18 protein-coding genes and 1 riboswitch are annotated in these 23,931 nt (G+C 62.0%); of the genes, 15 read left to right on the forward strand and 3 right to left on the reverse strand.

Annotated elements, in window-relative coordinates:
- Positions 1-54: 54 nt before the first annotated feature.
- The 5 genes from fabI to def all read left to right on the forward strand — a co-directional run bounded on the left by fabI (position 55) and on the right by def (position 4,304).
- A complete protein-coding gene (gene fabI, locus RBI05_RS07760) occupies positions 55-822 on the forward strand; it encodes an enoyl-ACP reductase FabI (RefSeq protein WP_310550658.1) in 768 nt (255 codons plus the stop codon).
- Between the two features lie 31 nt (positions 823-853).
- Positions 854-1,729, forward strand: a complete 876-nt coding sequence (locus RBI05_RS07765) for an inositol monophosphatase family protein (RefSeq protein ID WP_310550659.1) — start codon at positions 854-856, stop codon at positions 1,727-1,729.
- Between the two features lie 65 nt (positions 1,730-1,794).
- Complete coding sequence (locus RBI05_RS07770) at positions 1,795-2,229, forward strand: hypothetical protein (RefSeq protein WP_310550660.1); 435 nt, start codon at positions 1,795-1,797, stop codon at positions 2,227-2,229.
- A 150-nt stretch (positions 2,230-2,379) separates the two neighbouring features.
- On the forward strand, positions 2,380-3,654 hold the full coding sequence (locus RBI05_RS07775) for a GDSL-type esterase/lipase family protein (protein WP_310550661.1): 1,275 nt from the start codon (positions 2,380-2,382) through the stop codon (positions 3,652-3,654).
- Between the two features lie 5 nt (positions 3,655-3,659).
- Entirely contained in the window at positions 3,660-4,304 is a 645-nt protein-coding gene (def, locus tag RBI05_RS07780; RefSeq protein WP_310550662.1) for a peptide deformylase, read from the forward strand.
- Positions 4,305-4,464: 160 nt separating this feature from the next.
- On the opposite strand, the gene RBI05_RS07785 is transcribed toward def, so the two are convergent.
- Together RBI05_RS07785 and RBI05_RS07790 are read right to left on the reverse strand one after the other, a co-directional pair.
- Positions 4,465-5,772 (reverse strand): glutamate-1-semialdehyde 2,1-aminomutase, encoded by a 1,308-nt coding sequence (locus RBI05_RS07785; RefSeq protein WP_310550663.1) that lies wholly within the window; start codon positions 5,770-5,772, stop codon positions 4,465-4,467.
- 189 nt (positions 5,773-5,961) lie between these two features.
- A complete protein-coding gene (locus RBI05_RS07790; protein ID WP_310550664.1) occupies positions 5,962-7,014 on the reverse strand; it encodes an LCP family protein in 1,053 nt (350 codons plus the stop codon).
- 108 nt (positions 7,015-7,122) lie between these two features.
- Between RBI05_RS07790 and bcp the strand changes: the two genes are divergently transcribed.
- The 5 genes from bcp to RBI05_RS07815 all read left to right on the forward strand — a co-directional run bounded on the left by bcp (position 7,123) and on the right by RBI05_RS07815 (position 14,759).
- Entirely contained in the window at positions 7,123-7,614 is a 492-nt protein-coding gene (bcp, locus tag RBI05_RS07795) for a thioredoxin-dependent thiol peroxidase (RefSeq protein ID WP_310550665.1), read from the forward strand.
- Positions 7,615-7,739: 125 nt separating this feature from the next.
- The gene (locus tag RBI05_RS07800; RefSeq protein WP_310550666.1) at positions 7,740-11,993 is read left to right on the forward strand and encodes an acyl-CoA dehydratase activase-related protein; all 4,254 of its coding nucleotides are present in this window, start codon (positions 7,740-7,742) and stop codon (positions 11,991-11,993) included.
- Between the two features lie 65 nt (positions 11,994-12,058).
- Entirely contained in the window at positions 12,059-12,586 is a 528-nt protein-coding gene (locus RBI05_RS07805; protein ID WP_310550667.1) for a DUF5412 family protein, read from the forward strand.
- A 188-nt stretch (positions 12,587-12,774) separates the two neighbouring features.
- The gene (locus RBI05_RS07810; protein ID WP_150459602.1) at positions 12,775-13,233 is read left to right on the forward strand and encodes a MarR family winged helix-turn-helix transcriptional regulator; all 459 of its coding nucleotides are present in this window, start codon (positions 12,775-12,777) and stop codon (positions 13,231-13,233) included.
- A complete protein-coding gene (locus RBI05_RS07815) occupies positions 13,230-14,759 on the forward strand; it encodes a DHA2 family efflux MFS transporter permease subunit (protein WP_310550668.1) in 1,530 nt (509 codons plus the stop codon). The genes RBI05_RS07810 and RBI05_RS07815 overlap by 4 nt, the downstream gene beginning before the upstream one ends.
- A gap of 109 nt (positions 14,760-14,868) precedes the next feature.
- Here the strand turns inward: RBI05_RS07815 and RBI05_RS07820 are convergent, their stop codons facing one another.
- Positions 14,869-15,543 carry a DedA family protein gene (locus RBI05_RS07820; protein WP_310550669.1) on the reverse strand — a complete coding sequence of 225 codons (675 nt, stop codon included), beginning with the start codon at positions 15,541-15,543 and terminating at the stop codon, positions 14,869-14,871.
- A gap of 118 nt (positions 15,544-15,661) precedes the next feature.
- On the opposite strand from RBI05_RS07820, the gene RBI05_RS07825 reads away from it, so the two are divergent.
- The 5 genes from RBI05_RS07825 to RBI05_RS19295 all read left to right on the forward strand — a co-directional run bounded on the left by RBI05_RS07825 (position 15,662) and on the right by RBI05_RS19295 (position 23,656).
- Positions 15,662-17,026 carry a polysaccharide deacetylase gene (locus tag RBI05_RS07825; protein WP_310550670.1) on the forward strand — a complete coding sequence of 455 codons (1,365 nt, stop codon included), beginning with the start codon at positions 15,662-15,664 and terminating at the stop codon, positions 17,024-17,026.
- Between the two features lie 159 nt (positions 17,027-17,185).
- On the forward strand, positions 17,186-18,889 hold the full coding sequence (locus tag RBI05_RS07830) for a DUF58 domain-containing protein (protein WP_310550671.1): 1,704 nt from the start codon (positions 17,186-17,188) through the stop codon (positions 18,887-18,889).
- Entirely contained in the window at positions 18,862-21,294 is a 2,433-nt protein-coding gene (locus RBI05_RS07835; RefSeq protein ID WP_310550672.1) for a transglutaminase-like domain-containing protein, read from the forward strand. Before RBI05_RS07830 ends, RBI05_RS07835 begins: the two co-directional genes overlap by 28 nt.
- A 365-nt stretch (positions 21,295-21,659) precedes the next feature.
- A complete protein-coding gene (gene guaA / locus RBI05_RS07840; protein ID WP_150459597.1) occupies positions 21,660-23,198 on the forward strand; it encodes a glutamine-hydrolyzing GMP synthase in 1,539 nt (512 codons plus the stop codon).
- Between the two features lie 278 nt (positions 23,199-23,476).
- Positions 23,477-23,656, forward strand: a complete 180-nt coding sequence (locus RBI05_RS19295; RefSeq protein ID WP_408638316.1) for a DUF6199 family natural product biosynthesis protein — start codon at positions 23,477-23,479, stop codon at positions 23,654-23,656.
- A 137-nt stretch (positions 23,657-23,793) separates the two neighbouring features.
- Positions 23,794-23,893: riboswitch (purine riboswitch) on the forward strand.
- Positions 23,894-23,931 lie beyond the last annotated feature (38 nt).

Consider the following 23,931-nt stretch of genomic DNA (forward strand, 5'->3'; position numbering starts at 1 on the left):
CATCCGCTTAGAGCCGGCGGTCTCCAATTCTAAATATAAGGGGAATCTGGAATCATGGGAGAATTGCTCGCAGGGAAGAATATTGTCGTAATGGGCGTGGCCAACGACCGAAGCATCGCCTGGGCGATTGCCAAGAGCCTGTCCGAACAGGGCGCGCGTCTGGCTTTTACATACGAGAGCGAACGGGTGGAAGGGCGTGTGCGCAAGCTGGCCGAGACGCTGCCGGGTTCCCTCATCCTGCCGTGCAACGTGACGGCAGACGAAGACATCGACACGCTGGCGGCGGCGCTGAAGGAAGAATTCGGCGTGCTGCACGGCATTGTGCACAGCATTGCTTTTGCCAAGGGAGAGGATCTGGAGGGCCGTTTTGCGGACACATCCCGTTCCGGCTTTGCGCTGGCGCATGATATCAGCGCCTATTCCCTGGTGGCGGTCGCGCAGCGGCTGCATCCGCTCATGACCGAAGGCGGTTCGATTCTGACCATGACTTACATGGGCGCGCAGCGTGTAATGCGCAACTATAATGTCATGGGCGTGGCGAAGGCGGCGCTGGAAGCCTCTGTCCGCTATCTGGCAAGCGACCTGGGACCGGACAATATCCGCGTCAATGCCATTTCGGCGGGTCCGATCCGGACGCTGGCGGCCAAGGGCATCAGCGATTTCAATTCGATTCTGCGCATTGTGGAGGAGAAGGCGCCGCTGCGGCGGGGCACGGACGTCGCCGAGGTGGGCGACACCGCGATGTTCCTGATGAGCCATCTGGCCCGGGGCATCACGGGAGAGACGATTTATGTAGACGGCGGATACCATATTATCGGGTGATTGAACACGATCCAGAAAGCGAAGTGAAGTCATGAATGCGACCAATCCAGGCGGCCAGGAGCGCGAGCCTTACATCGTGACGGGGAAGGGCTACACGGCAGTCGCCATCAACGCGGCCGCCAAGGCCGGAGAATTCATCAAGAGCAGACAGGGGCAGATCAAGGAGGTCGGAACGAAGGCGTCCGCCCAGGATCTGGTCACTGAAGTGGACAAGGGCGTCGAGCAAATGGTGCGCCGGCTCGTGATGACGCATTATCCCCATCATGCCTTCCTGGGAGAAGAGAGTGTGGAACCGGGAACGCCGCTCGCGGATTTTGCTCGGCGCGAGGCGGAGAAGAACGAGTATTTGTGGGTGGTCGATCCGGTGGACGGCACCGTGAACTTCGTCCACGGCTTCCCGTTCTACTGTGTCTCCATTGCGCTGTACATCAAAGGCGAATTGTCGGTCGGCATCATCTATGACCCGATCCGCGACGAAATGTTCGTCGCCGAGAAGGGCAAGGGCGCCTACCGCCACGGCATCAAGACCCGTGTCTCGGCGGAGCGGAAGCTGGACGACAGCCTGCTTGCCGTAGGGTTCCCGCCGGACCGCGTGCATGCCCAGCCTGCCAATCTGGCCGGTCTTCAGGCGCTGCTGCCGAAGGTGCGCAGCGTCCGGGCCGCCGGATCGGCGGCGCTGCATCTCGCCTATGTTGCGGCGGGCCGCGTCAGCGGCTACTGCGAATTCGGCCTCAGTCCCTGGGACTGCGCCGCCGGGGTGCTGATGGTGACGGAATCGGGCGGCACCGTGACGGAAATTTCGGGCGCGCCCTATACGATTGGCAGCCGGAACATTGCGGCAACGAACGGCCTGATTCATGACGAGCTGCTGACCACGCTGCGGGAAGCCGGGGCTGCCGGAGAGTAAGCAGAGGGAAGAAGCAGCCCGGCGACCGGCCGGTGGAAGAAGCGCGAAGGGAGCGGGAATTCGGCATGGCAGAGAATGAAGAACGGAAGAACAGCCGAAGCGAAGAAGCGGTAGAGACCGGCGGAGAAGACGCCGAACTGGAACGCCGTCTGATGGAGCTTCTGGAAGCCGGAGAACTGGTGGAACAGAGCGACGAGACCGAAGAACAGCTTCGCCGGCTGTCTCCGCGCTACGAGGTTCGCATCCAGACGACATTCGATCCCATTGTGGAGGAGACCGTCCGTTTCCGGCAGTTCGGCACCGAGCTGGATAACCGGTACGACAAGTACATGGAGCGGGCGCAGGCCCGGGCAGCCGAAGCCGGCAGCGGGGCGGATACCGGGAGCGCCAAGCCTCCCGGCGGACCGGCATCCGGCGAAGCGGCGGTCCGGAAGACAGCCGAATCGGAGCCGGACGCTGACGGGGCGCAGGACTCCGGGCCGAAGCGGACGGAGGGCTGACGCCGGCGCTTGGCGGCAGGCCAAGAAGGAAGAAGCGGGGGCAAGCCCCCGCTTTTTTTCATGCAATGCGGGTCTGACGCTTCCCGGGACTCTATAACTCCCCTGGCGATTAATGATAGAATAAGGGCACTACCGAGGGGAGGAATCTATTTGAACAAGTTCTGGAGAATAACCGGAGCGGCTCTGGCCGGCGGTCTGCTGCTGGCCTCGCAATGGCTGGCGGGGAGCGGATCAGCCGCCGCTGCCGCAGCGGTAGCGCCGCGCGAGTTCCATCTCGTCGCGTTGGGCGATTCCATTACAGCGGGCTATGAGCCCGGCATGACCGAGGCCGGTCAGGCCTACGGCTATGCGGACCGGCTGCTGGAGCAGGCCTGGTACCGGGGCGAGCGGGCGACGCTGGTCAATGAAGGCATTCTCGGGCTGACGTCGGCCGGACTGAAGCATTACACCGCTGCGGTCCGGGCCGGAACGGCGGTCAAGCCGGAGGAGATTCAGGCCGGTCTTGCCGATCCCCGGATCGCCGCTTTCGCATCCGGCGTGCCGCAGGCCAGAACCGATCTTGCCGCCGCCGACCTGATTGTCATTACGATCGGCGGGAATGACGTCATGGACCTGTTCAAGAACGTCCAGAAGCTGCCGGACCCGGAATTCCAGACCGGCTTCGCTCAGCGGCTGGCCGGCTATAAGGAGAATCTGACGGCATCGCTCGCCAATATTCGCAGCGTGAATCCGTCGGCGGTTATCCTTCTGGCCGACCAGTATCAGCCGGTGCCGTCCATTGCCGGCCCTGTCTACCAGAAGCTGAATGCGGCGGCCGACCAGTTCACCGCCGCGGCGAAGGAGATCGCCGCAGCGGCAAGCACGGACGGAGGCAAAGTCGTGCTGATCCCGGTATCGGAGCGGTTCCGGGGCGCCGAGGGGTCGCTGACCCATTTTCTCAAGGACGGCGATATTCATCCGACCCAGGACGGGTATGAACGGATCGCCCAGACCTTCGCCGAAGCGATCTGGAGCCAGTACCGGGTGCCCGCCGCGCTGACGGTTCCGCTGCCTGCAGGCCAGCAGCCGCCGATGACGATTGTGGTCAACAGCACGGAGCTGAATACGCCGAACAAGCCGATCCTCAAGAGCGGCCAGAACTTCCTGGCGCTGGCGGATGTGCTGAAGGCGATGGGCGTGCAGGGCAAATGGGACAACCGCACTGCGAGCGCCACGATTGTCAACGGTTCGCGGACCATTGTGATCACGATCGGTTCCAAGACGATGAAGGTGAACGGCCAGCCCGTAGCGCTTGCGACGCCGGCGTTCCTCCAGAAAGTCGGCAAGACCGACAAAACGTATCTGCCGCTGGCGGCGCTGGCCTCCGGCCTCGGCTTTGACGTGCAGTACAGCGCCCATTTGCGTACCGCTTTTATAAATCCGTAAATACAATGGCAGGAACAACTCCGTACAAAGGTGGAGAACAGGCAGTGTCTGAAATTCGATTTACTCCGGATTATATATTGACGATGGATGATATCGTGCGCGAGGGCCATCCCGTGCTGCGGGAGAAGGCCAGACCGGTGCCGCTTCCGCTTGGAGAAGAGGAGCGCGGCGAGCTGCTGTGCATGCTGCAATTTCTGAAGAACAGCCAGGACGAGGAGATGGCTGCGGCCTACAAGCTGCGTTCCGGCGTGGGGCTGTCGGCGAATCAGATCGGCCTTGCCAAGCGCATGTTCGCCATGTACACGACGAATGAGCGGGGAGAGCAGATTGAACTGGCGCTGGCCAACCCGAAGATCATCAGCCATTCGGTGGCGATGGTCTACCTGCCCGAAGGCGAGGGCTGCCTGTCGGTGGACCGGCCGGTGGACGGTTTCGTTCCCCGCTACGAGTCGGTGAAGCTGAAGGGCTTCGACGCGGTCTCGAACCGGGAAGTGCAGCTGCGCTTCAAGGGCTATACCGCCATCGTTGTCCAGCATGAAATGGACCATCTCGATGGAATCATGTTCTACGACCGCATTCCGGCGGGCAACCCGTTCAAGCTGCCGCAGGATGTGCCGATTCGCAGCGTGTGGGAGCGGGACGGAGAGTAAGCGCCGGCCCCCCGGCACGTGAAGCCTTCACGGATGCGCCAAAAGAAAGCCGCAGTCCCGTTCATCGGGTCTGCGGCTTTTGGTTTCTTGCAGCGCGGCGTCAGCGCTTATGACCCGCGCCTGCGGGTTACAGCGCCGGGACTGCCGGAACCTGCCCTGCTTAGGCCATCGCTTTCAGCGAGGCTTCCGCAGCTTCCAGCGTCTCGTCGATGTCGGCCTCGGTGTGGGCCGTGGTCAGGAACCAGGCTTCGTACTTGGAAGGGGCCAGGTAGATGCCCCGGTCGAGCATAAGCCGGAAGAAGCGGGCGAACGCTTCGCCGTCCGTGTCTTGGGCTTCCTCATAGTTGGTGACCGGGTGATCGCAGAAATGCGTCGAGAACGAGCCGCGAATCCGGTTGATGGTCAGCGGAATGCCGCAGCGGTCGGCCGATTCCTTCAGGCCGGACGCGAGCTTGGCGGCCAGCCGGTCCATTTCCTCGTAGACGCCTTCGGCCTGGAGCACTTCCAGGCAGGCGATGCCGGCGGAGATGGACGCCGGGTTGCCGGCCATCGTGCCGGCCTGATAGGCGGGGCCGAGCGGCGCGACCTGGTCCATGATCGCCTTGCGGCCGCCGTAGGCGCCGATAGGCAGGCCGCCGCCGAAGATTTTGCCCATGGCCGTAAGGTCCGGCATAATCGCGTCGTGGTTCGCAAGACCGGCGAAGTTCTGCGCGCCGCCGTAGTGGAAGCGGAAGTTCGTAATGACTTCGTCGTAGATGACAAGCGAGCCGTTGTCGTGCGCCATCTTGCAGAGGACTTCCAGGAATCCCGGCTGCGGCATTACCATACCGAAGTTGCCGACGATCGGTTCGACCATGACCGCTGCGACGTCGTCGCCCCAGCGTTCCAGGGCCGCCTTCAGGCCGTCCGGATCGTTGAACGGAACGGTGATGATCTCCTGGGCAATGCTGCCCGGGATGCCGGCGCTGTCCGGAATGCCGAGCGTGGAAGGGCCCGAACCGGCGGCGACGAGCACAAGGTCGGAATGGCCGTGGTAGCAGCCGGCGAACTTGATGATCTTGGTGCGGCCCGTATAGGCGCGGGCCACGCGGATCGTCGTCATGACGGCTTCGGTGCCGGAATTGACGAAGCGGACCTTGTCGAGGGACGGAATGGCGTCCTTGAGCATTTTGGCCAGCTTCACCTCAAGCGCGGTGGGCACGCCGTACAGGACGCCGTTCTCGGCGGCCTCGGTGATCGCCCGGGTAATATGCGGATGCGCATGTCCGGTAATAATCGGGCCGAAGGCGCACAGGTAATCAATATAGCGGTTGCCGTCCTCGTCGAAGAAATACGCGCCGGAGGCGCGCTTCATGAAGACGGGAGCGCCTCCGCCGACGGCCTTGAAGGAACGGGACGGACTGTTGACGCCTCCAACGATATGCCGGAGAGCTTCCTCGTACAATTGCTCGGAGTTGGAACGATTCATTCGGGTCATCCTTTCTGGGGTGAAGCCGCATGGGGGCGGCCGGTAATCAGGGAAGAACGAGCTTAAGCGCGCAGCGGGCGGAGGGCGCTGATGCGCCTTCCGCCCGCTGGCGTGGTTGCCGCGTATGCGTATAACGTTTCGGACACGGCCTGGCCGCTGGAAGGGAAGCAGCCGCAGCAGGCTGCGGGACTATTGCCCGGAGGCGGCGGAAGCCGCCGGAGAAGCCGTGGCTGCCGGGGACGGCGAAGGGTCCGGCGCATTCAGCACATCCTGAACATATGCTCTCAGCTTGTCGTCGCTGCGGATGCTGAGCACATCGCCCAGGGAGCCCATCGATTCTTCGACAAGCAGGTTGTTCGGCGGGATCTGCGCACTGCCGGCAATCGAGCTGTCATAGCCGACGCTGGCGAGCTTCCACATATCCGATACCGAAAGGTTGGTATCCACGTAAGGCACCAGCTGATTCAGAATGGACGGCAGCTTCAGCAGCGACGTCGTGCTCTTGAGTCTGTCGGCGACGGCGCCGAGGAAGGCGCGCTGGCGTTCCGTCCGCGTGAAGTCGGAAGTGGCATCGTGGCGGAAGCGGACGTACTGCAGCGCCTTGGCTCCGTCAAGGTGCTGGTAGCCTTCCTTCAAGTCGATGTTGTACTCGGCATCGGCAATGGTCTTATAGACCATGTCCTTCTCGACATAATAATCCACGCCGCCGACGGCATCGACCAGCTTGATGAAGCCCTGGAAATCCGTGTAGACCCAGTATTGGATCGGAATGCCGAGCAGATCACTGACGGCCTGGACCGCCGTATCCGGTCCGTGGGTAATCGCGCTGTTGATCTTGTTGTTCTTGTAGCCCGGGATCGAGGTGTACGTGTCCCGCATGATCGAGAAGAGATGAATCTTCTTCTTCACGGGATCGAGCGAAGCGACCAGCATGGTGTCGGAACGCGGAACCTCGCCTTTCTTGATGCCGCGCGCATCCACGCCCATAAGCAGAATGTTGACCGGTTCGCTGCCTTCCCATTTGGGCGGGGTAGGGACCGGTGTTCCCGACGGCTGAACCACGCCGGCGAAGGGGGACTCGTCCTTATTCTTCTGCAGATTGTCCAGGCCCTTGTAGAGAGAGCCGAAGTAGTAGGCGGCGAAGCCGAGAACCAGCAGGAGGAGGACCAGAAGCGTCCAGAGAAGCGGTTTTTTGGACTTGCTTGTCTTCTTCTTGGCATGTCGTTTCGATCTTGGCGGCATCTCTCGTTCTTCCTTTCGCGAGTACAGTTCTTCTATTATAATTTCTTTTAAAAGTACAAGCAATTACAGGATTGACGCCAGCCCGAAGCAGAGAAGGAGAATTCGCTTATGACCCAGAAGATTACAGATTCATCGCCGTCCCCGGAGTCTCTCCATATCGGAGATCCCGCACCGGATTTCGCCCTTCCGGCAGCCGGGGGAGAGACCGTTCGCCTCAGCCAGTTCAGGGGCCGCAAGGTCCTGCTCTATTTCTACCCGAAGGACAGCACGCCCGGCTGTACCCAGGAAGCGTGCGATTTCCGGGACCGTTATGAAGCGATTGCCGACCGCAACGCAGTGGTGCTCGGCATCAGCCCGGACAGCCCCAAGTCGCATGCCCGCTTCGCCGAGAAGAACAGCCTGCCGTTCCCGCTGCTCTCGGACGAAGATCACCGGGTCAGCGAGAGCTACGGCGTGTGGCAGCTCAAGAAGCTGTACGGCCGGGAGTTCATGGGGATAGTCCGGTCGACGTTCCTGATCGGCGAAGACGGAACCGTGCAGAAGATATGGCGCAAGGTGAAAGTAAAAGGGCATGCAGAGGACGCCGCCGCCGGTTTATAGAGCGGGACACGCCTCTCGTTTTCTGCCCCTGGCTGTTACATTTGTAACAGCCTCCGGCTGCATCACTCATGATATAGTTGCAATATGAATTGTTAAAATTTGCAACAAGGCATGGTGATTCCATAATGCAGCCGCTCGTGATCGGCCTGGATGTAGGCTCAACGACCGCCAAGCTGGTCGTACTGGAAGACGGAAGAGTTGTCCATCAGAATTATGCGAGACATTATAGCGATATCCAGACCGCGGTCCGTTCGCTGCTGGAAGAGGTAGCCGCCCGTTTCCCCGGAAGCGAGGCGGCCCTTTCCGTAAGCGGTTCCTCGGGACTGTCTCTCTCCAAGCTCGGCGGCATTCCGTTCGTTCAGGAAGTCATCGCCTGCACGAAGGCCATCTACGAGCTGCTGCCGGACTGCGACACGGCGATCGAACTCGGCGGCGAGGATGCCAAGATTATCTACCTCAGCGGCGGCGTGGAGCAGCGGATGAACAATGCCTGCGCCGGCGGTACCGGGGCGTTCATCGACCAGATGGCAGCTCTGCTCCAGACGGATCCCGGAGGTCTGGACGAGCTTGCGGCCGGGAGCACGCGCATCTACCCGATCGCTTCCCGCTGCGGCGTGTTCGCCAAAAGCGATGTTCAGCCGCTGCTGAACGAAGGGGCGAAGCGGGAAGATGTCGCCGCTTCGATCTTCCAGAGCATCGTCAACCAGACGATCAGCGGCTTGGCCTGCGGCCGCCCGATCAAGGGAAGGGTCGCGTTCCTCGGCGGCCCGCTGACCTTCCTGCCGCAGCTTCGGGCCCGGTTCGTTCAGACGCTGGGTCTGAACCCGGAGGAGATCCGGTTCCCGGAACGGTCGCAGTATTTCGTCTCCATCGGCGCCGCGCTGGCCGCAGAGCCGATGGACGTTCTGCCCGTCGGCGAATGGATCCGGCGGATTGCGGCCGTGGATTTTGCGGCCGACCGGGCTGCGGACGCCGAGCTGCCGCCGCTGTTCCGGGATGCCGGAGAACTGGCGGCGTTTCGTCTTCGGCACGGCCGGGCCGCCGCGGCGCGCGGCGATCTGGCGGCCTGCCGGGGACCGGTCTATCTCGGGATCGATGCCGGATCGACCACGACGAAGCTGGTGCTCACCGGGGCCGATGACGAGATTCTGCATACGCATTACGGCAGCAACCAGGGCAGTCCGCTGCAGTCCGTCAAGGACGCCCTTGGGGAGATCTACGCCCTGCTGCCGGACGGCTGCTTCATCGCGGGCAGCTGTGTAACCGGCTATGGAGAAGGACTCATCAAGGCCGCGCTGAAGGCGGACAGCGGCGAGGTGGAGACGGTGGCGCATTATAAGGCGGCCGCCCGGTTCATGCCGGAGGTCGATTTCATTCTCGACATCGGCGGTCAGGATATGAAATGCATCAAGATCCGGGGCGGGGCAATCGACAGCCTCATGCTGAACGAAGCCTGCTCGGCGGGCTGCGGCTCGTTCCTGGAGAGTTTCGCTGCGGCGCTCGGCTACGGCATCGCCGACTTTGCGGCGGCGGCGCTGGAGGCCCGGCGCCCGGTCAACCTTGGCTCCCGCTGCACGGTGTTCATGAATTCGAAGGTGAAGCAGGTTCAGAAGGAAGGGGCGTCGCTGCCCGACCTGTCGGCGGGCCTCGCCTATTCGGTTATCAAGAATGCGCTGCAGAAGGTTATTAAGGTCCGCAATCCCGAGGACCTCGGCCAGCATATTATCGTTCAGGGCGGCACCTTCTACAACGAAGCGGTGCTGCGGGCGCTGGAGCTGCAGACCGGCCGGGAAGTCGTCCGCCCGGATATCGCGGGCGTCATGGGCGCTTACGGCTGCGCGCTGCTTGCCAGGGAGCGGGCCGCCGAAGGCCAGCCGAGCACGCTGCTCGGGCCGGAGGAACTGGAGCAGTTCACCTGCGAGGTCACCCAGGGACGGTGCGGCCGCTGCGGCAACAACTGCGCGCTGACGATCAGCCGTTTTGCCGACAGGAGCTTCCATGTTACCGGCAACCGCTGCGAGCGCGGAGCCGGAGGGAAGAAAGAGAAGAACACCCTGCCGAATCTGATGCAGTACAAGTACGACCGCTTCTTCGCCTACGAGCCGCTGCCGGAGCCTGCCGCCGTGCGGGGAACGGTTGGAATTCCGCGCACGATGAATCTGTTCGAGAACTATCCGTTCTGGCACACCTTCTTCACCCGGCTGGGCTACCGGGTCATTCTGTCCCCGAAGTCGAGCAAGAAGCTGTTCGAGAGCGGGATGGATACGATTCCGTCGGAGGCGATCTGCTATCCGGCCAAGATGGCGCACGGGCATGTGCAGAGCCTGCTGGAGCGGAAGATCGATTTTATTTTCTATCCCGCCGTCGTGTACGAGAAGAAAGAGGACCGGGCCGCCGACAATCATTTCAATTGCCCGGTGGTCGCGTCGTATCCGGAAGTTATCCGCAACAACATGGATGCCCTCAAAGTACGGGGCATCCCGCTGGTCAGCCCGTTCCTGACGTTCGACGATATTCCGGCGCTGATCAAGGGTCTCTCCCGGACGTTCCCCGAGCTTCCCCGGGATGAAATTGCAGCCGCCGTTCAGGCGGGCCTCATGGAAGCCGACAGCGCCAAGGGAGATGTCCGGCGCAAGGGAGAAGAAACGCTCGATTTCCTGGAGCGGACCGGGACGAAGGGCATCCTGCTGTGCGGACATCCGTATCATGCCGATCCCGAGATCAATCACGGGCTTGCGGACCTGGTCACCGGAATGGGGCTCGCGGTGCTGACCGAGGATGCCATCTGCCATCTCGACAACCGGGAGAGCGATGTCCGCGTCGTCAACCAGTGGACCTACCATGCCCGGATGTACCGGGCGGCCCGGGTGGCGGCCCGCCGCACCGACCTGGAGCTCGTGCAGCTGACGTCTTTCGGCTGCGGCATTGATGCCATTACCTGCGACGCCGTCCAGGAGATTATGGAGCGCAGCAACAAAGTATACACGCTCATCAAAATCGACGAGATCAGCAATCTCGGCGCGGCCCGCATCCGCCTGCGTTCACTGCTGGCCGCCATGCGCGAACGGGAGCGGCACGGGATCGAGCCGCAGGCGGCGGCCGCGGCGGAAACGGCGGTGCCGTTCACCAAAGAGATGCGGGAGAGCTACACGATTCTCGCTCCGCAGATGTCGCCGGTTCATTTCGAGCTGTTCGAGCGCGTCTTCCGCGATTTCGGCTACCGCCTGAAGGTTCTGGAGACAACCGGTCCCGAAGAGACGGAGGAAGGGCTGAAGTACGTCAACAACGACGCCTGCTACCCGGCGATTGTGACAATCGGCCAGATTCTCTCGGCCCTGAAGAAAGGCGATTATGACCCCGAACGGACGGCCGTTATCATGTCCCAGACCGGCGGCGGCTGCCGGGCGACCAACTACATCACGCTGCTTCGCAAGGCGCTGGCGGACGCCGGTCTCGGGCGGATTCCGGTAATTTCGCTCAACGCCTCGGGGCTGGAGACGCAGCCGGGCTTCCGTATCGGCCTCAAAATGATCAACCGGATGTTCGCAGCCGCCTGTTACGGCGATCTGCTGCTCCGGCTGCTTCACCATTTCCGGCCCTACGAGCTGGAGCCGGGCAGTGCGCAACGCCTGTTCCGCCGCAGCATGGAACGCTGCAAGGACAGCCTGTCTGCGTTCTCCTTCCGCGAATACAGACGCCTGTCCCGGGAGATTGCGCTGGAGTTCGGCAGACTTCCGGTCATGGACGGAACCAAGCCGCAGGTCGGCATCGTCGGCGAAATCCTGATCAAGTTCCACCCGGACGCCAATAACCGGATCGTCGAGATGATCGAAGCCGAGGGCGGCGAGGCCGTCATGCCCGATTTTATGGACTTCATCTTCTACTGCCTGTATAACCCGATCTACAAAGCGGAGCAGTTCGGCAAAAGCAAGACGCTGGGCTACATCAACCCGCTGCTCATTTCGTATCTGGAGATGTACCGCAAGCCGGTATCGGCGGCGCTTCAGGCGGCCGGCCTGTCCAAGGGCGGGGAGAGCATTTACCGGCTGGCCGAGAAGGCGGGTCGGCTCGTCTCCGTCGGCAACCAGATGGGCGAGGGCTGGTTCCTGACTGCGGAGATGATGGAGCTGCTCGACCACGGGGTCTCCAATATTGTCTGCATCCAGCCGTTCGCCTGTCTGCCGAACCATATTACCGGACGAGGCATGATCAAGGGCCTGAAAGAGCTGTACCCCGGAGCGAATATCGCGGCCATCGACTACGATGCCGGCGTCAGTGTCGTCAACCAGAGCAACCGCATCAAGCTGATGATGTCGATTGCGAAGGGGCTGGGCGGCCCGGCGGAGACGGGTCTGCGGGCGGAAGCGGTACATGTCTAGGAAGGTTCGGATTTAGGGCGATTAGGGCGATTACGGCGGTTACGGAACAACAAGGAGGGGATGCCATGAGGCTGTGGAACGGGTTGTCCTTTGCAGGAGTGCTGGTGTTGTATATCCTGACCGGATATACAGTGTATATGAACATCCATAGCGAGTGGGAACTCCTCCCGCCGGTCTATGCGATTCTCATTGGATCTGTCCTTGTCTTGATAAGCGCCCTGGCCGGTTTCCGCGACCGGTCAAGCCGGTTCTTGAGGATGAGAAGCTGGATCTCTGCCGTGCTTTCTTTGATTTCAACGCTCGTACTTCTTGCGGCCTTGTTGTTTACAAACATGTTCTCGGGCTCAAAAGAACGGATCGCCACTTCCCAATCCCCGGATCGCACGTACACCCTTAAATTTTATCGTACCGATGCAGGCGCGATGGGGAGCTTTGGAATTGTAGGGGAACTGGATGGGCCGCTCTGGTTCACCAAAAGAGTCTATACGGAGAAGCGGGCAGAGCAAGTTCAAGTGAAATGGGAGAATGATCATACCGTAATCATTAATACGCATAAGTTGAACTTGGATGTTGGGGAAGTCTGGAATCCATAAATCCATCCAGTGAAGGAAGCCCGGGCCCTGCGGCCCTTGGGCTTTTTTCATTGCGGCTTATTCCGGAAATGATTGCTTGTCCTGAAAATGAATCAGCAACTTTCAGAAATCTTCTTGACGAAAGGATTAGATAAATAGTAAAATAATTCGCATGCGAAATAATTATCAGGTTGGAATGGAGTGAAGAAGTGAACGGGGTGGAGGAGAACACACAGCTAGAAGAAATTATGACCTCCTTCCGGCGTCTGAGCCATGTTTTTCATCAACTGCTGTCCAGAGGAGCCGAACAGTGCAACATTACGGGAACTCAGCTGACGGTTCTGCGCAAAGTGAGCCAGCATCCGGAGATTCGGATCTCCGAGCTTGCGGAGCTGATGCATCAAGGCAACAGCGCGGTCAGCGGAGTTGTGGAACGGATGGTGAAATCCGGCTGGCTGACGAGAGTACGGTCCGAGGAGGACCGGCGAATCTGCAGGCTGGCTTTGACGGAAGAAGGAGAGCGGATTATGGAGCAGGCCCACGTGCTGTTTCAGCATCATGTAGATTCCCTGGACCGGCTTTCGGACGAAGATGTTCAGACGCTGCTTCGCATTCATGAAGATATGATTCAGATTTTAGAACAAAGGAGAGAAAGCAACGAATTATGAGTACAATGACTGCAAAAACTGCCTCGGCGGTATCCCACATTCGCAGAGGCCCGCTCATGGCCGCTCTGATTATCGGCGCCTTCGTAGCGACGCTGAATCAGACGCTGATGAACGTCGCGCTGCCGAAGATGATGGAAGACCTGAACATTCAGGCGAATACGGCCCAATGGCTGACGACCGGCTTCATGCTGGTCAACGGCGTGCTGATTCCGATCAGCGCCTATCTGGTCGAGAAGTTCACGACCCGTTTTCTGTTCATGGCCGCGATGATTCTCTTCTCGCTCGGCACGCTCGTCTGTGCGACGGGGACCGGGTTCGAGATGGTCATGATCGGCCGTCTGATCCAGGCGGCGGGAGCGGGCATTCTGATGCCGCTGATGAACATTATTTTCCTCATGATCTTCCCGATTGAAGAACGCGGCAAGGCGATGGGCATGATGGCGATCGCCATGATCTTTGCTCCGGCGGTCGGGCCGACGCTGTCCGGCTGGGTGGTGCAGAACTATTCCTGGCGCGTACTGTTCTACATCGTGCTGCCGCTGGCGCTGGTTGCCACGTTCATGGGCGCGAAATTCATGCAGAACGTAACCGAGAAGACCTCGCCCAAGCTCGACAAGCTCGGCATTATATTCTCCACCCTGGGCTTCGGCGGCCTGCTGTACGGCTTTAGTGATGCCGGAACGGACGGCTGGAACAACCGTACGGTTATTGTCTCGCTGATCGTCGGTGTCATTGGCCTGATCCTGCTGGTATGGCGGGAAATGACCGCAGAGAAGCCGATGCTGGAATTCCGGATTTTCCGCTATAACATGTACACCCTGACCACAATTATTAATATCGTCGTTACGATGGCGATGTATTCGGCCATGATCCTGCTCCCGCTGTATCTTCAGCAGGTCCGCGGATTCACACCGATGCGTTCCGGTCTGCTGCTGCTGCCGGGCGCGATTCTGATGGGTATTATGTCTCCGATCACCGGTATTATCTTTGACAAAATCGGCGCAAGATGGCTGTCGGTCCTCGGTCTGGCCATCACGGTCGCTACGACCTGGGAATTCAGCCAGATCACTGAAACGACAAGCTATACGCACCTGATTCTGATCTACTCCGCGCGAATGTTCGGGATGTCCATGCTGATGATGCCGATCACAACGGCCGGCCTCAACCAGCTGCCGCAGCGGTTGAACTCGCACGGAACGGCTATGTCCAACACGCTGCGCACGGTCTCCGGCGCGCTCGGCATGGCGCTGTTCGTCAGCCTCTTCACGAGCCGCAGCAAGGATCTCGTCACCGAAGCGCTCGTGAGCGGAGCCGTCTCGAAGACCGACAAAGTCGGCATGCTGAAGGTGACGAACGACGCGATGGTCAACGGCATTACGTACTCCTTCCATATTGCCACCTGGGTGGCCGTAGTCGCCTTCGTGCTCGCCTTCTTCATCCGCAAGACTTCGCCGGCGGCGGATTATGCGGCACAGGAAGAAGAAGCTCCGGCAGCGGGCAAGCAAGAGGCCCTGAAGGCCAACTGAACCTCAACCTTTTCTCAATAAGTGCGCAGCACAACGAAGAACCCTCCCGGGAATGGGAGGGTTCTTCGTGGTTTCAGAGCCGCCGGACGGACTGCGGCCAGCCGGATAATCAGCGTTTTCTTGAGGTTTTCTCTACCTTCACCTTGGGTTTCAGAAGGGCAAGCGCTTTGGGACGGGATATCAACAGAGCGACTGAACGCCGTTTGCGCCAGAGCAGGAAGAGGGCGGCCGGAAGGACGATGGCGAGAACAATCCAGACGGCGTAGGTCTCCAGCAGATGGAAGACTGACGTCCACTGCGGACCGAATACCCGGCCGACGCCGAGGAACAGCACGACCCATACCAGAGCTCCGGAGTAGGCATAGAGCGCGAATTTTCGGAACGGAAGGGCAATCAGGCCCGAGAAGTATCCGGTAAAATGGCGGACGCCCGGCACGAAATAGCCGACGAACACCAGGAAGCTGCCGTAACGCTCGAACCAGCGCTGCGTTCGCTCCAGCTTGGAGGGGGAGAAGAAGAACCAGCGGCCGTAGCGCTGGATGAACGGCATGCCGGCCTTCAGCCCGAGGACATAGGTCAGGGTCATCCCGATGGTCGTACCGGCCAGGGCAATCAGAATCAGCAGCAGAAAATCCAGCCGGCCCATATAGGACAAATAGCCGGCAAAGGCCATGGTCGTTTCGCCCGGAAACGGAAAGGCGACGAACTCCAGCAGCAGGCCGAAGAACAGCACGCTGTACCCGTATTCGGCGAACATTTCCTGAATCCATTTCAGCATTTCCATAGATGCTCACTCTCCAAACGGATATCTTCCAGTCTAGTCTATCGGACCGCCTGTCCTCATATGATTCAACAAGAGGCCTGATTGGGGGGCCCACCCGAGAATGCTGGAGGTCATGCTTATGTTGTCATGGTTGAACGTTCGCCGCAGGGCGGCGGCCGCAATGTCCGGAATTATACTCTGCGCAGTGTTTGCCGGAGGGGGAGGAGGCTTCTCTCCGATTCCTTCCGGTCCTTCCGTGGTTTCGGCGTCGGGAGACGCCAAAGTCCAGGCTGCCGGCGGTTCTGCCGCCAAGGCAGCTGACGCTGCCAAAGACGCGGGCCGTTCCGAAGGGAAGCCTCCGGCGACTGCATCTCTGTCCGCGGCGCCTGCCTCATCCGAATCCGCGGGAACCGGACGGCAGCAGACCAAGACGATCTATCTGACGTTTGACGACGGACCCAGCAAGGTCACGCCAGACGTATTGAATATTCTGAAGCGCGAGAAGATCAAGGCGACCTTCTTCGTGCTCGGCGAGGCGGCCAAGCGGCATCCCGAATGGATCAACGCCATCTATGAGCAGGGACACACCATCGGCAACCACACCTATGATCATACCTACAGCACGCTGTACAGCGGCTTTCCGGCTTTCTGGGGCGAGATCAAAGAGACGGAGGAGACGCTCCGGCTCATTACCGGCCAACGTCCGAGGCTTGTGCGGGCTCCCGGAGGAACAGCCGGTCATTTTGATGATACCTACTTCTATTTGATGAAGCAAGCGGGCTATCTGGTCTCGGACTGGACGGTGGACAGCGGAGACTCGCTGCGGTGCGGCGTGCCCGCAGCCGACATTCTGTCTGCATCCCTTGCGGGTCTCGGTGAGAAGCGCGTCATTCTCCTTCTCCATGACGGAGCGGGCCATGAAGCGAGCGCGGAGGCGCTGCCGGAGATTATTGCCCGTTACCGGGCGGCGGGGTATACATTCAAAACGATGGAGGATGAAGCCGACACCGTCCGCTTCAAGGTCCATCCTTCCGCTGCCTATGCCAAGCGGACTCCGCCTTCGGCCGCATGGATTGCGGGCCATGTCGCCTCCAATGCGGAGCTGTTCGCGGCCGGGCGGCCGCTTGTTCTGGAAGTCGGCATGATGCAGACTACGCTGGCTTCCGGAGAGTACGCGGTTCGAGACGGCCATTACGCCGTTCCGCTGCGGGCGGCGGTCGAACGGCTGGGCGGCCGCGTGTTCTGGGACCCGAGCACGCGGACGGCCCGGGCGGAGTGGAACGGCAGGATGCTGACCGCCGATCCGGCTTCGGGAACGGTGCGCATAACAGGGAGCAGGGAAGCCGGAGGGACTGCCGCCGCGCTGCGGAAGCCGGGTGGGGACGAAGCTTATATGCGCGGAGATACGGTCTGGGTACCGCTGCGGACGCTGCTGGGCGGAATGGGGCATCCGCTGCTGGAGACCGTCTCCGGCCAGGAAGAACGGAGAGTGAAGGCGGGCTAGAGTCCGAATGCGGTTCTGTCCGGAGAGTCTGAATCGGAACGGCATGGAGAGCTCCGCCGGGAGGCCTTCCCAAGCGGTCTGTACCTGCTGGTTCATGGGCATACTGGTGCCGTAGGGCTTCGAAAGAGAAGCCATCCTTGACAGAAGGGAGACGGGCCAGTGGAATCCAATGAATACAAGCGTTCCTTCCGGGAAGGCGGGAACGGGGGGACGGATCGAATCCCGGGTCCGCCGGCGGAAGAAGCAGCATCGGCGGAAGGGTATCCGCCCAGAGGAAAGCGGAGCAGCGGGGCCGGCGCGGCCGATTCGGCAAGCCGGGCTCCGGACGGGAAGAGGCAGAAGCGGGGGAGACTGTGGAGCCGGAGAAGAACCGGCAGACCCGGCGCCGAGAAGGAATCCGTCCCCGGCACACGGGAGAAGAATCGCCCGTCTGCCATGACGGCAAGCTCCGTAACCGGCGCGGAGACAGCACGGCTAGAAACGGGGCGATCTTCCCATCTGTTGTCGGACCCATCACCCGGACCGAAGGCGGTCCCGACAGGCGAATCGAAGAAGCATGTGCGCGGGAGCTCATCTTCGCCAAGGCGGGCGGCGGAGTGGGCGAGAGCCTTCGGCGTGCTTGGGCTGCTGGCAGGCTTGTATGCCGCGATGGGCGGAGCCTCCCTGCTGTTCCTGCTGGAACTGTACGGGCTGCTCCTGCTGGGCGGCGCCGCGCTGCATCTGTTCGGTCCGCGCGCCTTCAACGCCGACCGGACCCTGTCCCGCACTTTCCTTGAAGCCGGGGGGACGATCACGGTACATACAGAACTGACTTTCTCGTCTTGGCTTCCGGTTCCCTGGCTGCTGGCCGAAGACCGCTGGAACCGGACATGCCGGACAACGCTGCTGTTCCCGGGCTTCCGCCGCAAGCTGAGCTTCGACTATGAATTGAATGGCATCCAGAGAGGGAGGCACCGGCTGGAGCTCGGCCGGGCCGTCTGGGGGGATCTTCCGGGCTGGTTCACCGGCAGCCGTGAGACGGGGGACGGGCCCGAGCTTCTGGTAACGCCGGCGCCGCTGTATTACAGTCCTGGACCCCTCGCGCTTGCAGACTGCGCGGGCGCCGCTGTCCGCCGGGGCAGGGGAGAGGGCGAAGAGTCCGATATCCGCAGCTACCGTCCGGGCGATCCGCTAAGCCGCGTTCACTGGAAGAGCAGCGCCCGCCGGGGAGAACTGCTGACCCGCGAGACGGAGCGGGAACGGAGCCGGATGCTCTGCATCGTGCTGGACAACAACGCCGCAGCCTATCAACCGCTCCGCCCACCCGCCGGGACCCGAGCGGGGACCGGGGCAGAGCGGCTGGCTCCGGCGCCCGCCTTTGAACTTGCAGTCTCGGCCGCTATGGGGCTGCTGCGGACCGCCGAGCGGGAACGGGCGTACACGCAATTGTTCGCCGAAGGCTGGCCGGAGCAGCAGGCCCGGTACGAAGGCCTCGGACGCATCCCGGAACGGGTTCTGGCCTATATGGCCGAGGTCGCCCCCGGGGGCAGCCGCAGCCTGGCCGCCCTGCTGGAGGAGGCGTCCCGCCAGTGCCTTCCCGGCATGTCGCTGGCCGTCGTGACCGGACGGCTGGAGCGCAGCGGCGCTTCGGCCCTGGCCCGGCTGCTTGCCCAGGGCGTGGAGGTGCAGGTGTATTATGCCTGGGACGAGGAAGCACCCGCAGCGGCGGCTCCGGGAGAAGCCGCCGACGCTGCCTGGAAGTCCTCCGCCGGCATCGGAGAGAGTCTCCGGCGCCTGGGGGCCGTTCTCTATCGGCTGGACCAGGGGCAGCGGAGACCTGAAGGGGGCGGGCTGGCATGGGCCGGCCGCGGCCAAGTGCTCTGAGCGCTGCGGGTTCCCGTCCGGACCGGAAGAGAACCGCTTCCTTCTCCTCCGTCCGGGACGGCGGACCGGCTCTCGCGGACGAAACGGAGCTTCCGCTGGCCTACCGGCTTGCCATTGCCGCCCTGCTGTGCGGAATCTTCGGGCTGTGGCTGTACCCGCTCCGGGCGATGGGCGGTTCCTCCCATCAGGAGCTGCTTCGCCTACTGGGCTTGCTGTCCGGAGCGCTGCTGCTGACAGACGCCCTGCGGTTATCCCGGCGGCTGCGCGCCGCGGTTCGGCTTGTGCTGGTCGCGGGGGTCTGGCTGCATCTGGCGGATGCAACCGAAGCGCTGCAACCGGGAGGCTGGCTCCGGCTTGGCCTGCGCGACGCCGTGCTGCTGGTCTCGGGCCGCGTCACTGAGATGAGCGGCAGCGGCCGTCTGGCGCTGCTGCTCGCCGGCTGGGGACTGCTGGTCTGGTCGGTCGGTTATTTGGCCGCTGTCCGGGGAAGCTGTCTGCTGTTTACAGCGATTACTGTCGCTTACCTGGCTGCACTTGACCGGGGGCTGGAGTTGGACACGCTGGGCGTTACGGCCGCAGCGGCCGCGCTGCTGCTGGGGCTTCACGGCCTCTGCGGTCTGATTCGGCTGCGGGAGAAGGCAGCGCAAGCGGAGACAGAGACAGAGACAGAGACAGAGACTGAGACTGAGACAGCAGCGGAGCCGGAACTCAATATGCCGTCCGGATTCTACCGGTTTCATGAGCGGGGCGGCCAGCCGCAGCCGCCCTTCCGGCGCTGGTGCCGCGGAAGCCTGGCGGCTGCGGCGCTGATTGCCGGCCTGGCCTGGTGCCTTCACGGCCGGATGGGAATTCCGGAGCGGGATGCGCCCGGAATTGTACCGATGCTGGAACGGCTGCGCAGCTGGGATGCAGGCTACAGGGAGCGGAGCAGAGGCGACGCGCCTGGGGCGGTTCCGGCTTCTACCGGCTATGGAACAGACGCCCGGACAGAGCTGGGCCGTCCGCTTCACCCCTCTGATCTGCCGGTATTCCGTGCTCTAACGCCGGAACGCACCTACTGGCGCGGGGAGAGCTATGACCGTTACGACGGGCGGAGATGGAGCAAGTCCAAGGAGCTGACGCCGGTTCCCTTGAAGGAGGCCGGAATGAGGCTTCGGGAGGAAACAGAAGAAGAGGCCGGAGCCTCCGAAGAGCGCCGTCGGATCGTTCAGCAGGTGGTGCTCGAACGGACGCCGCCCGCGTCCGGCCTGCCGCTCTTTGCCGGAGGAGAAGTGGCCGAGGTCGCTTCCGTTCAGCTCAGAGGCGGAAGCAGGCTGGGCTATGTCCTTCTGGACGAAGCCCGGGGCGAGCTCCGGCTGCCCGGATCGCCCGGGGCTGCCGGCTCGGACGGCTCGCTGCCGGCGGGTCTCTTCCCCGCAGGGACCGGCCCGAGAAGCACAGTCTCGGGGTATACGGTCAGCGCGTATCTGCCTTTGACCGATCCGGCAGTACTCCGGCGGGAGAAGGGCGCAGACCCGGCGGCGGTTCGGCGCGAGCTTCAGCTTCCCGGAGAGCTGCCGGACCGGGTGCGGAAGCTGGCCCGGCAGCTGACGGCCTCCGCGGCTACCCGGTATGACGCCGCAGCTGCGGTCCGCGATTATCTGCGCCATACGTACGCCTACACGCTGAATACGCGGATTCCCCCCGCGGACAGCGACTTTGTCGACGACTTTCTCTTCACGGCCCGGCGGGGCTATTGCGTGCATTTCGCAACGGCGATGACCGTCCTGCTGCGCAGTGCCGGGATTCCGGCTCGCTATACGGCGGGCTACGGGCCCGGAACGCCTTCCGAAGGTCAGCCGGGGAAGGTGACGGTAACCGACGCAGATGCCCATGCCTGGGTCGAGGTTTATTTTCCGGGCGCCGGCTGGGTGCCGTTCGACCCGACGCCTGCGGCGTCCGGTCTTCCCCAAGCCGCCGCCGGCCCGGGCGCGCCCGCGCTGCCGCGCGCCCGGGCCGCGCAGACCGGCGGCCCTGCGGCCGCCGCCGGTCTGCGCGCTGCGCCGCCCGCAGCCGCGGCGGCGCTTCTGGCTGCCGCCGCGGCCTGGCGGCGGCGGCGGACGCTCGCGCTGCTGCGGCTGCGCAGCGCGGGAAAGCCCGAGCGGCTGGCGCAGGCCGCCGCTCTCGCCTGGGCCGGGCTTGCGGCGCGCTACGGAGCGCCGCCGCCCGGCTGCACGGGCAGGGAGTATGCCGACTCCCTGCCGATCAACGATGCCGGACTGCGCGAAGCGGTCCGGCGGTTCGTCCGCCAGTGGGAGACACTGGCGTATCGCCGGCCTCCGGCCGGCGGGGCGGGGTCCGGCGGAATGGATGGCGGAGAGCGGTTCCTCCGCGACTGCCGGACCATCGTGGCCCGGCTGGAGTAGCGGCCGGCCGGGGAGCTGCTCGCCCGCCCCCCGGCAGGGCAGCTCCGGTCCTCCCGGGCTTCTCGCAGGCGGGCAGTGCGGAACAGCCCGGCGAAACAGCACGCCAGGCCCAGAGCCTGCGCCTCTCCCGACTGAAGTCCCCTCCCGCTTCAGCGAGACTGCCCGGTTGCCCGGTCCCGGTTGGCCCGGGACCCTGTCTGGTCCGGCCCCGTTCCCCGGCCTGGGGAGCGGGGCCTTTGCTTGCCGCTTCGCCGGGAGTCGGGTCCTCGGAGCAGAGGGATGACCTTGTCCGGCGGACATTTCCCGCCGTTGTCGTTTTGGAGCCGCACGTGTATAATGAATCCAATAATTAAGGGAGGCAAGTAATGAATAAGCCAAATGAATTGATTGTTGTGCTTGATTTCGGGGGGCAATACAACCAGCTGATCGCTCGCCGTATCCGGGACCTCGGGGTATACAGCGAGCTGATGCCGTTTAATACGCCGGTCGAGAAGATCAAGGCGCTGTCGCCGAAGGGCATCGTGTTCTCCGGCGGACCGATGAGCGTCTACGCAGAAGACGCGCCGCATGTCGATCCGGCGATCTATGACCTCGGCCTGCCGATCTTCGGCATCTGCTACGGGATGCAGCTCATGGCCCAGCAGCTCGGCGGCACCGTCGAACGTGCGGAGAAGCGGGAGTACGGCAAGGCCGCACTGCGCTTCGGAGAAGGCGCGAAGCTCGTTCAGGGCCTGGAGAGCGTCCAGACCGTCTGGATGAGCCACGGGGACCATGTCGTCCGGCTGCCTGAAGGCTTCAAGCTGGATGCGGGTACCGAGAGCGCCCCGATTGCCGCGATGAGCGACGAGAAGCGCGGTCTGTACGCCGTACAGTTCCATCCGGAAGTTCGCCACTCCGTGCAGGGCAGCGAGATGATCTCCAACTTCCTGTATGAAGTGTGCGGCTGCGAGGGGAACTGGACGATGGAGACGTTCATCGAAGACGCAATTGCGGACATCCGCGGCAAGGTCGGCGACCGGAAGGTGCTCTGCGCGCTGAGCGGCGGCGTGGATTCCTCCGTGGTGGCGATGCTGATCCACCGGGCGATCGGGGACCAGCTGACTTGTATGTTCATCGACCACGGCCTGCTGCGCAAAGGCGAGGCCGAGAGCGTCATGGAGACCTTTGTCGGCAAATTCGATATTCATGTCGTGAAGATCGACGCCCGCGACCGCTTCCTCGGCAAGCTGGCCGGTGTGGACGACCCCGAACGCAAGCGCAAGATCATTGGCAATGAATTCATCTACTGCTTCGACGAAGAATCGGCCAAGCTCGGCGATTTCGACTTTCTGGCCCAGGGGACGCTGTATACCGACATCGTCGAGAGCGGAACGGCTACCGCCCAGACCATCAAGTCGCATCATAATGTCGGCGGTCTGCCGGAAGACATGAAGTTCAGCCTGATCGAGCCGCTGAACACCCTCTTCAAGGATGAAGTCCGCAAAGTCGGCGAAGAGCTCGGCCTCCCGCGCGAGATCGTCTGGCGTCAGCCGTTCCCGGGTCCGGGACTGGCCATCCGCGTGCTGGGCGAAGTGACGGAGGACAAGCTGCAGATCGTCCGCGACTCCGACTTCATCCTGCGCGAAGAGATTGCGAAGGCCGGTCTGGACAACGAAATCTGGCAGTATTTCACGGCGCTTCCGAACATGAGAAGCGTCGGCGTAATGGGCGACGCCCGCACCTACTCCTACACCGTCGGCATCCGCGCCGTAACCTCCATCGACGGCATGACCGCCGACTGGGCCCGTATCCCGTGGGATGTGCTGGAGAAGATCTCGGTGCGCATCGTCAACGAAGTCGATAACGTCAACCGCGTAGTGTACGACATCACATCGAAGCCGCCGGCAACCATTGAGTGGGAATAACCGGGAATTCACCGTTGAATCACATTTCTGTCTGAGGCAATAACGCTTGATTTCCTCTCTTCTATTTGCGTCGTTTAGCGAATGGAAGAGAGTTTTTTATGTCCATAATTAAATGCCAAAGTAATGCCAAAGTATTAAGAGCATCACTGTCTGCCGGACTCATCCGCTGTAGAATCTTTGCCAATCAGAGGGATTCGCCGTATGGCGGAATTCAGGGAGGAGATGAGCGGGTGCCGCCTGAAATCAAAGTGATATCCGGGTTGTATACAATCTTTCTGATGCTCTGGACGGGAACGGCATTATTCGCCACGATCAGGCCAAGAACATTTTGGAGTATCACGCAGGGTTGGAAGTCAACTCGGGAGCCTTCACCCGCGTATTTTCTGTTTTCCCGGGTCGGGACGGGGATATTTTCCGTCATTGGTCTTTTCTTGCTGCTCCGCCCCTATTTCCATTGAAAGCTCAATCTCACGGAGAGAACCGGGATAGGCCGGACAGCAGACAATTATTGCAATAATCCGAACAATAAGGGGTAGAAACTTCCGAATGTTCGTTTTTACCATTGACAACTCATGTGAGCCCGTCCTAAAATGAGAGGCGTTGGCACATCAATATTCGTATAATTCCGGGAATCGGCCCGGAAGTTTCTACAAGGTCACCGTAATGACCTGGCTACGATTAGAGATGCCGCAGGTTTGCCGTTCTTTGCGTTTTTCATCTTTGCGCAAAGAGA

This window comes from Paenibacillus glufosinatiresistens (assembly GCF_031470375.1).
In the GTDB taxonomy this organism is placed as follows: domain Bacteria; phylum Bacillota; class Bacilli; order Paenibacillales; family Paenibacillaceae; genus Paenibacillus_AQ; species Paenibacillus_AQ glufosinatiresistens.

Bases quoted from the DNA above. Each gene is read 5' to 3' on its own strand.
- fabI (WP_310550658.1), top strand. From the start codon at position 55: ATGGGAGAATTGCTCGCAGGGAAGAATATTGTCGTAATGGGCGTGGCC.
- RBI05_RS07765 (WP_310550659.1), top strand. From the start codon at position 854: ATGAATGCGACCAATCCAGGCGGCCAGGAGCGCGAGCCTTACATCGTG.
- RBI05_RS07770 (WP_310550660.1), top strand. From the start codon at position 1,795: ATGGCAGAGAATGAAGAACGGAAGAACAGCCGAAGCGAAGAAGCGGTA.
- def (WP_310550662.1), top strand. From the start codon at position 3,660: ATGGCAGGAACAACTCCGTACAAAGGTGGAGAACAGGCAGTGTCTGAA.
- RBI05_RS07785 (WP_310550663.1), bottom strand. From the start codon at position 5,772: ATGAATCGTTCCAACTCCGAGCAATTGTACGAGGAAGCTCTCCGGCAT.
- RBI05_RS07790 (WP_310550664.1), bottom strand. From the start codon at position 7,014: ATGCCGCCAAGATCGAAACGACATGCCAAGAAGAAGACAAGCAAGTCC.
- bcp (WP_310550665.1), top strand. From the start codon at position 7,123: ATGACCCAGAAGATTACAGATTCATCGCCGTCCCCGGAGTCTCTCCAT.
- RBI05_RS07800 (WP_310550666.1), top strand. From the start codon at position 7,740: ATGCAGCCGCTCGTGATCGGCCTGGATGTAGGCTCAACGACCGCCAAG.
- RBI05_RS07805 (WP_310550667.1), top strand. From the start codon at position 12,059: ATGAGGCTGTGGAACGGGTTGTCCTTTGCAGGAGTGCTGGTGTTGTAT.
- RBI05_RS07815 (WP_310550668.1), top strand. From the start codon at position 13,230: ATGAGTACAATGACTGCAAAAACTGCCTCGGCGGTATCCCACATTCGC.
- RBI05_RS07820 (WP_310550669.1), bottom strand. From the start codon at position 15,543: ATGGAAATGCTGAAATGGATTCAGGAAATGTTCGCCGAATACGGGTAC.
- RBI05_RS07825 (WP_310550670.1), top strand. From the start codon at position 15,662: ATGTTGTCATGGTTGAACGTTCGCCGCAGGGCGGCGGCCGCAATGTCC.
- RBI05_RS07835 (WP_310550672.1), top strand. From the start codon at position 18,862: ATGGGCCGGCCGCGGCCAAGTGCTCTGAGCGCTGCGGGTTCCCGTCCG.
- guaA (WP_150459597.1), top strand. From the start codon at position 21,660: ATGAATAAGCCAAATGAATTGATTGTTGTGCTTGATTTCGGGGGGCAA.
- RBI05_RS19295 (WP_408638316.1), top strand. From the start codon at position 23,477: ATGCTCTGGACGGGAACGGCATTATTCGCCACGATCAGGCCAAGAACA.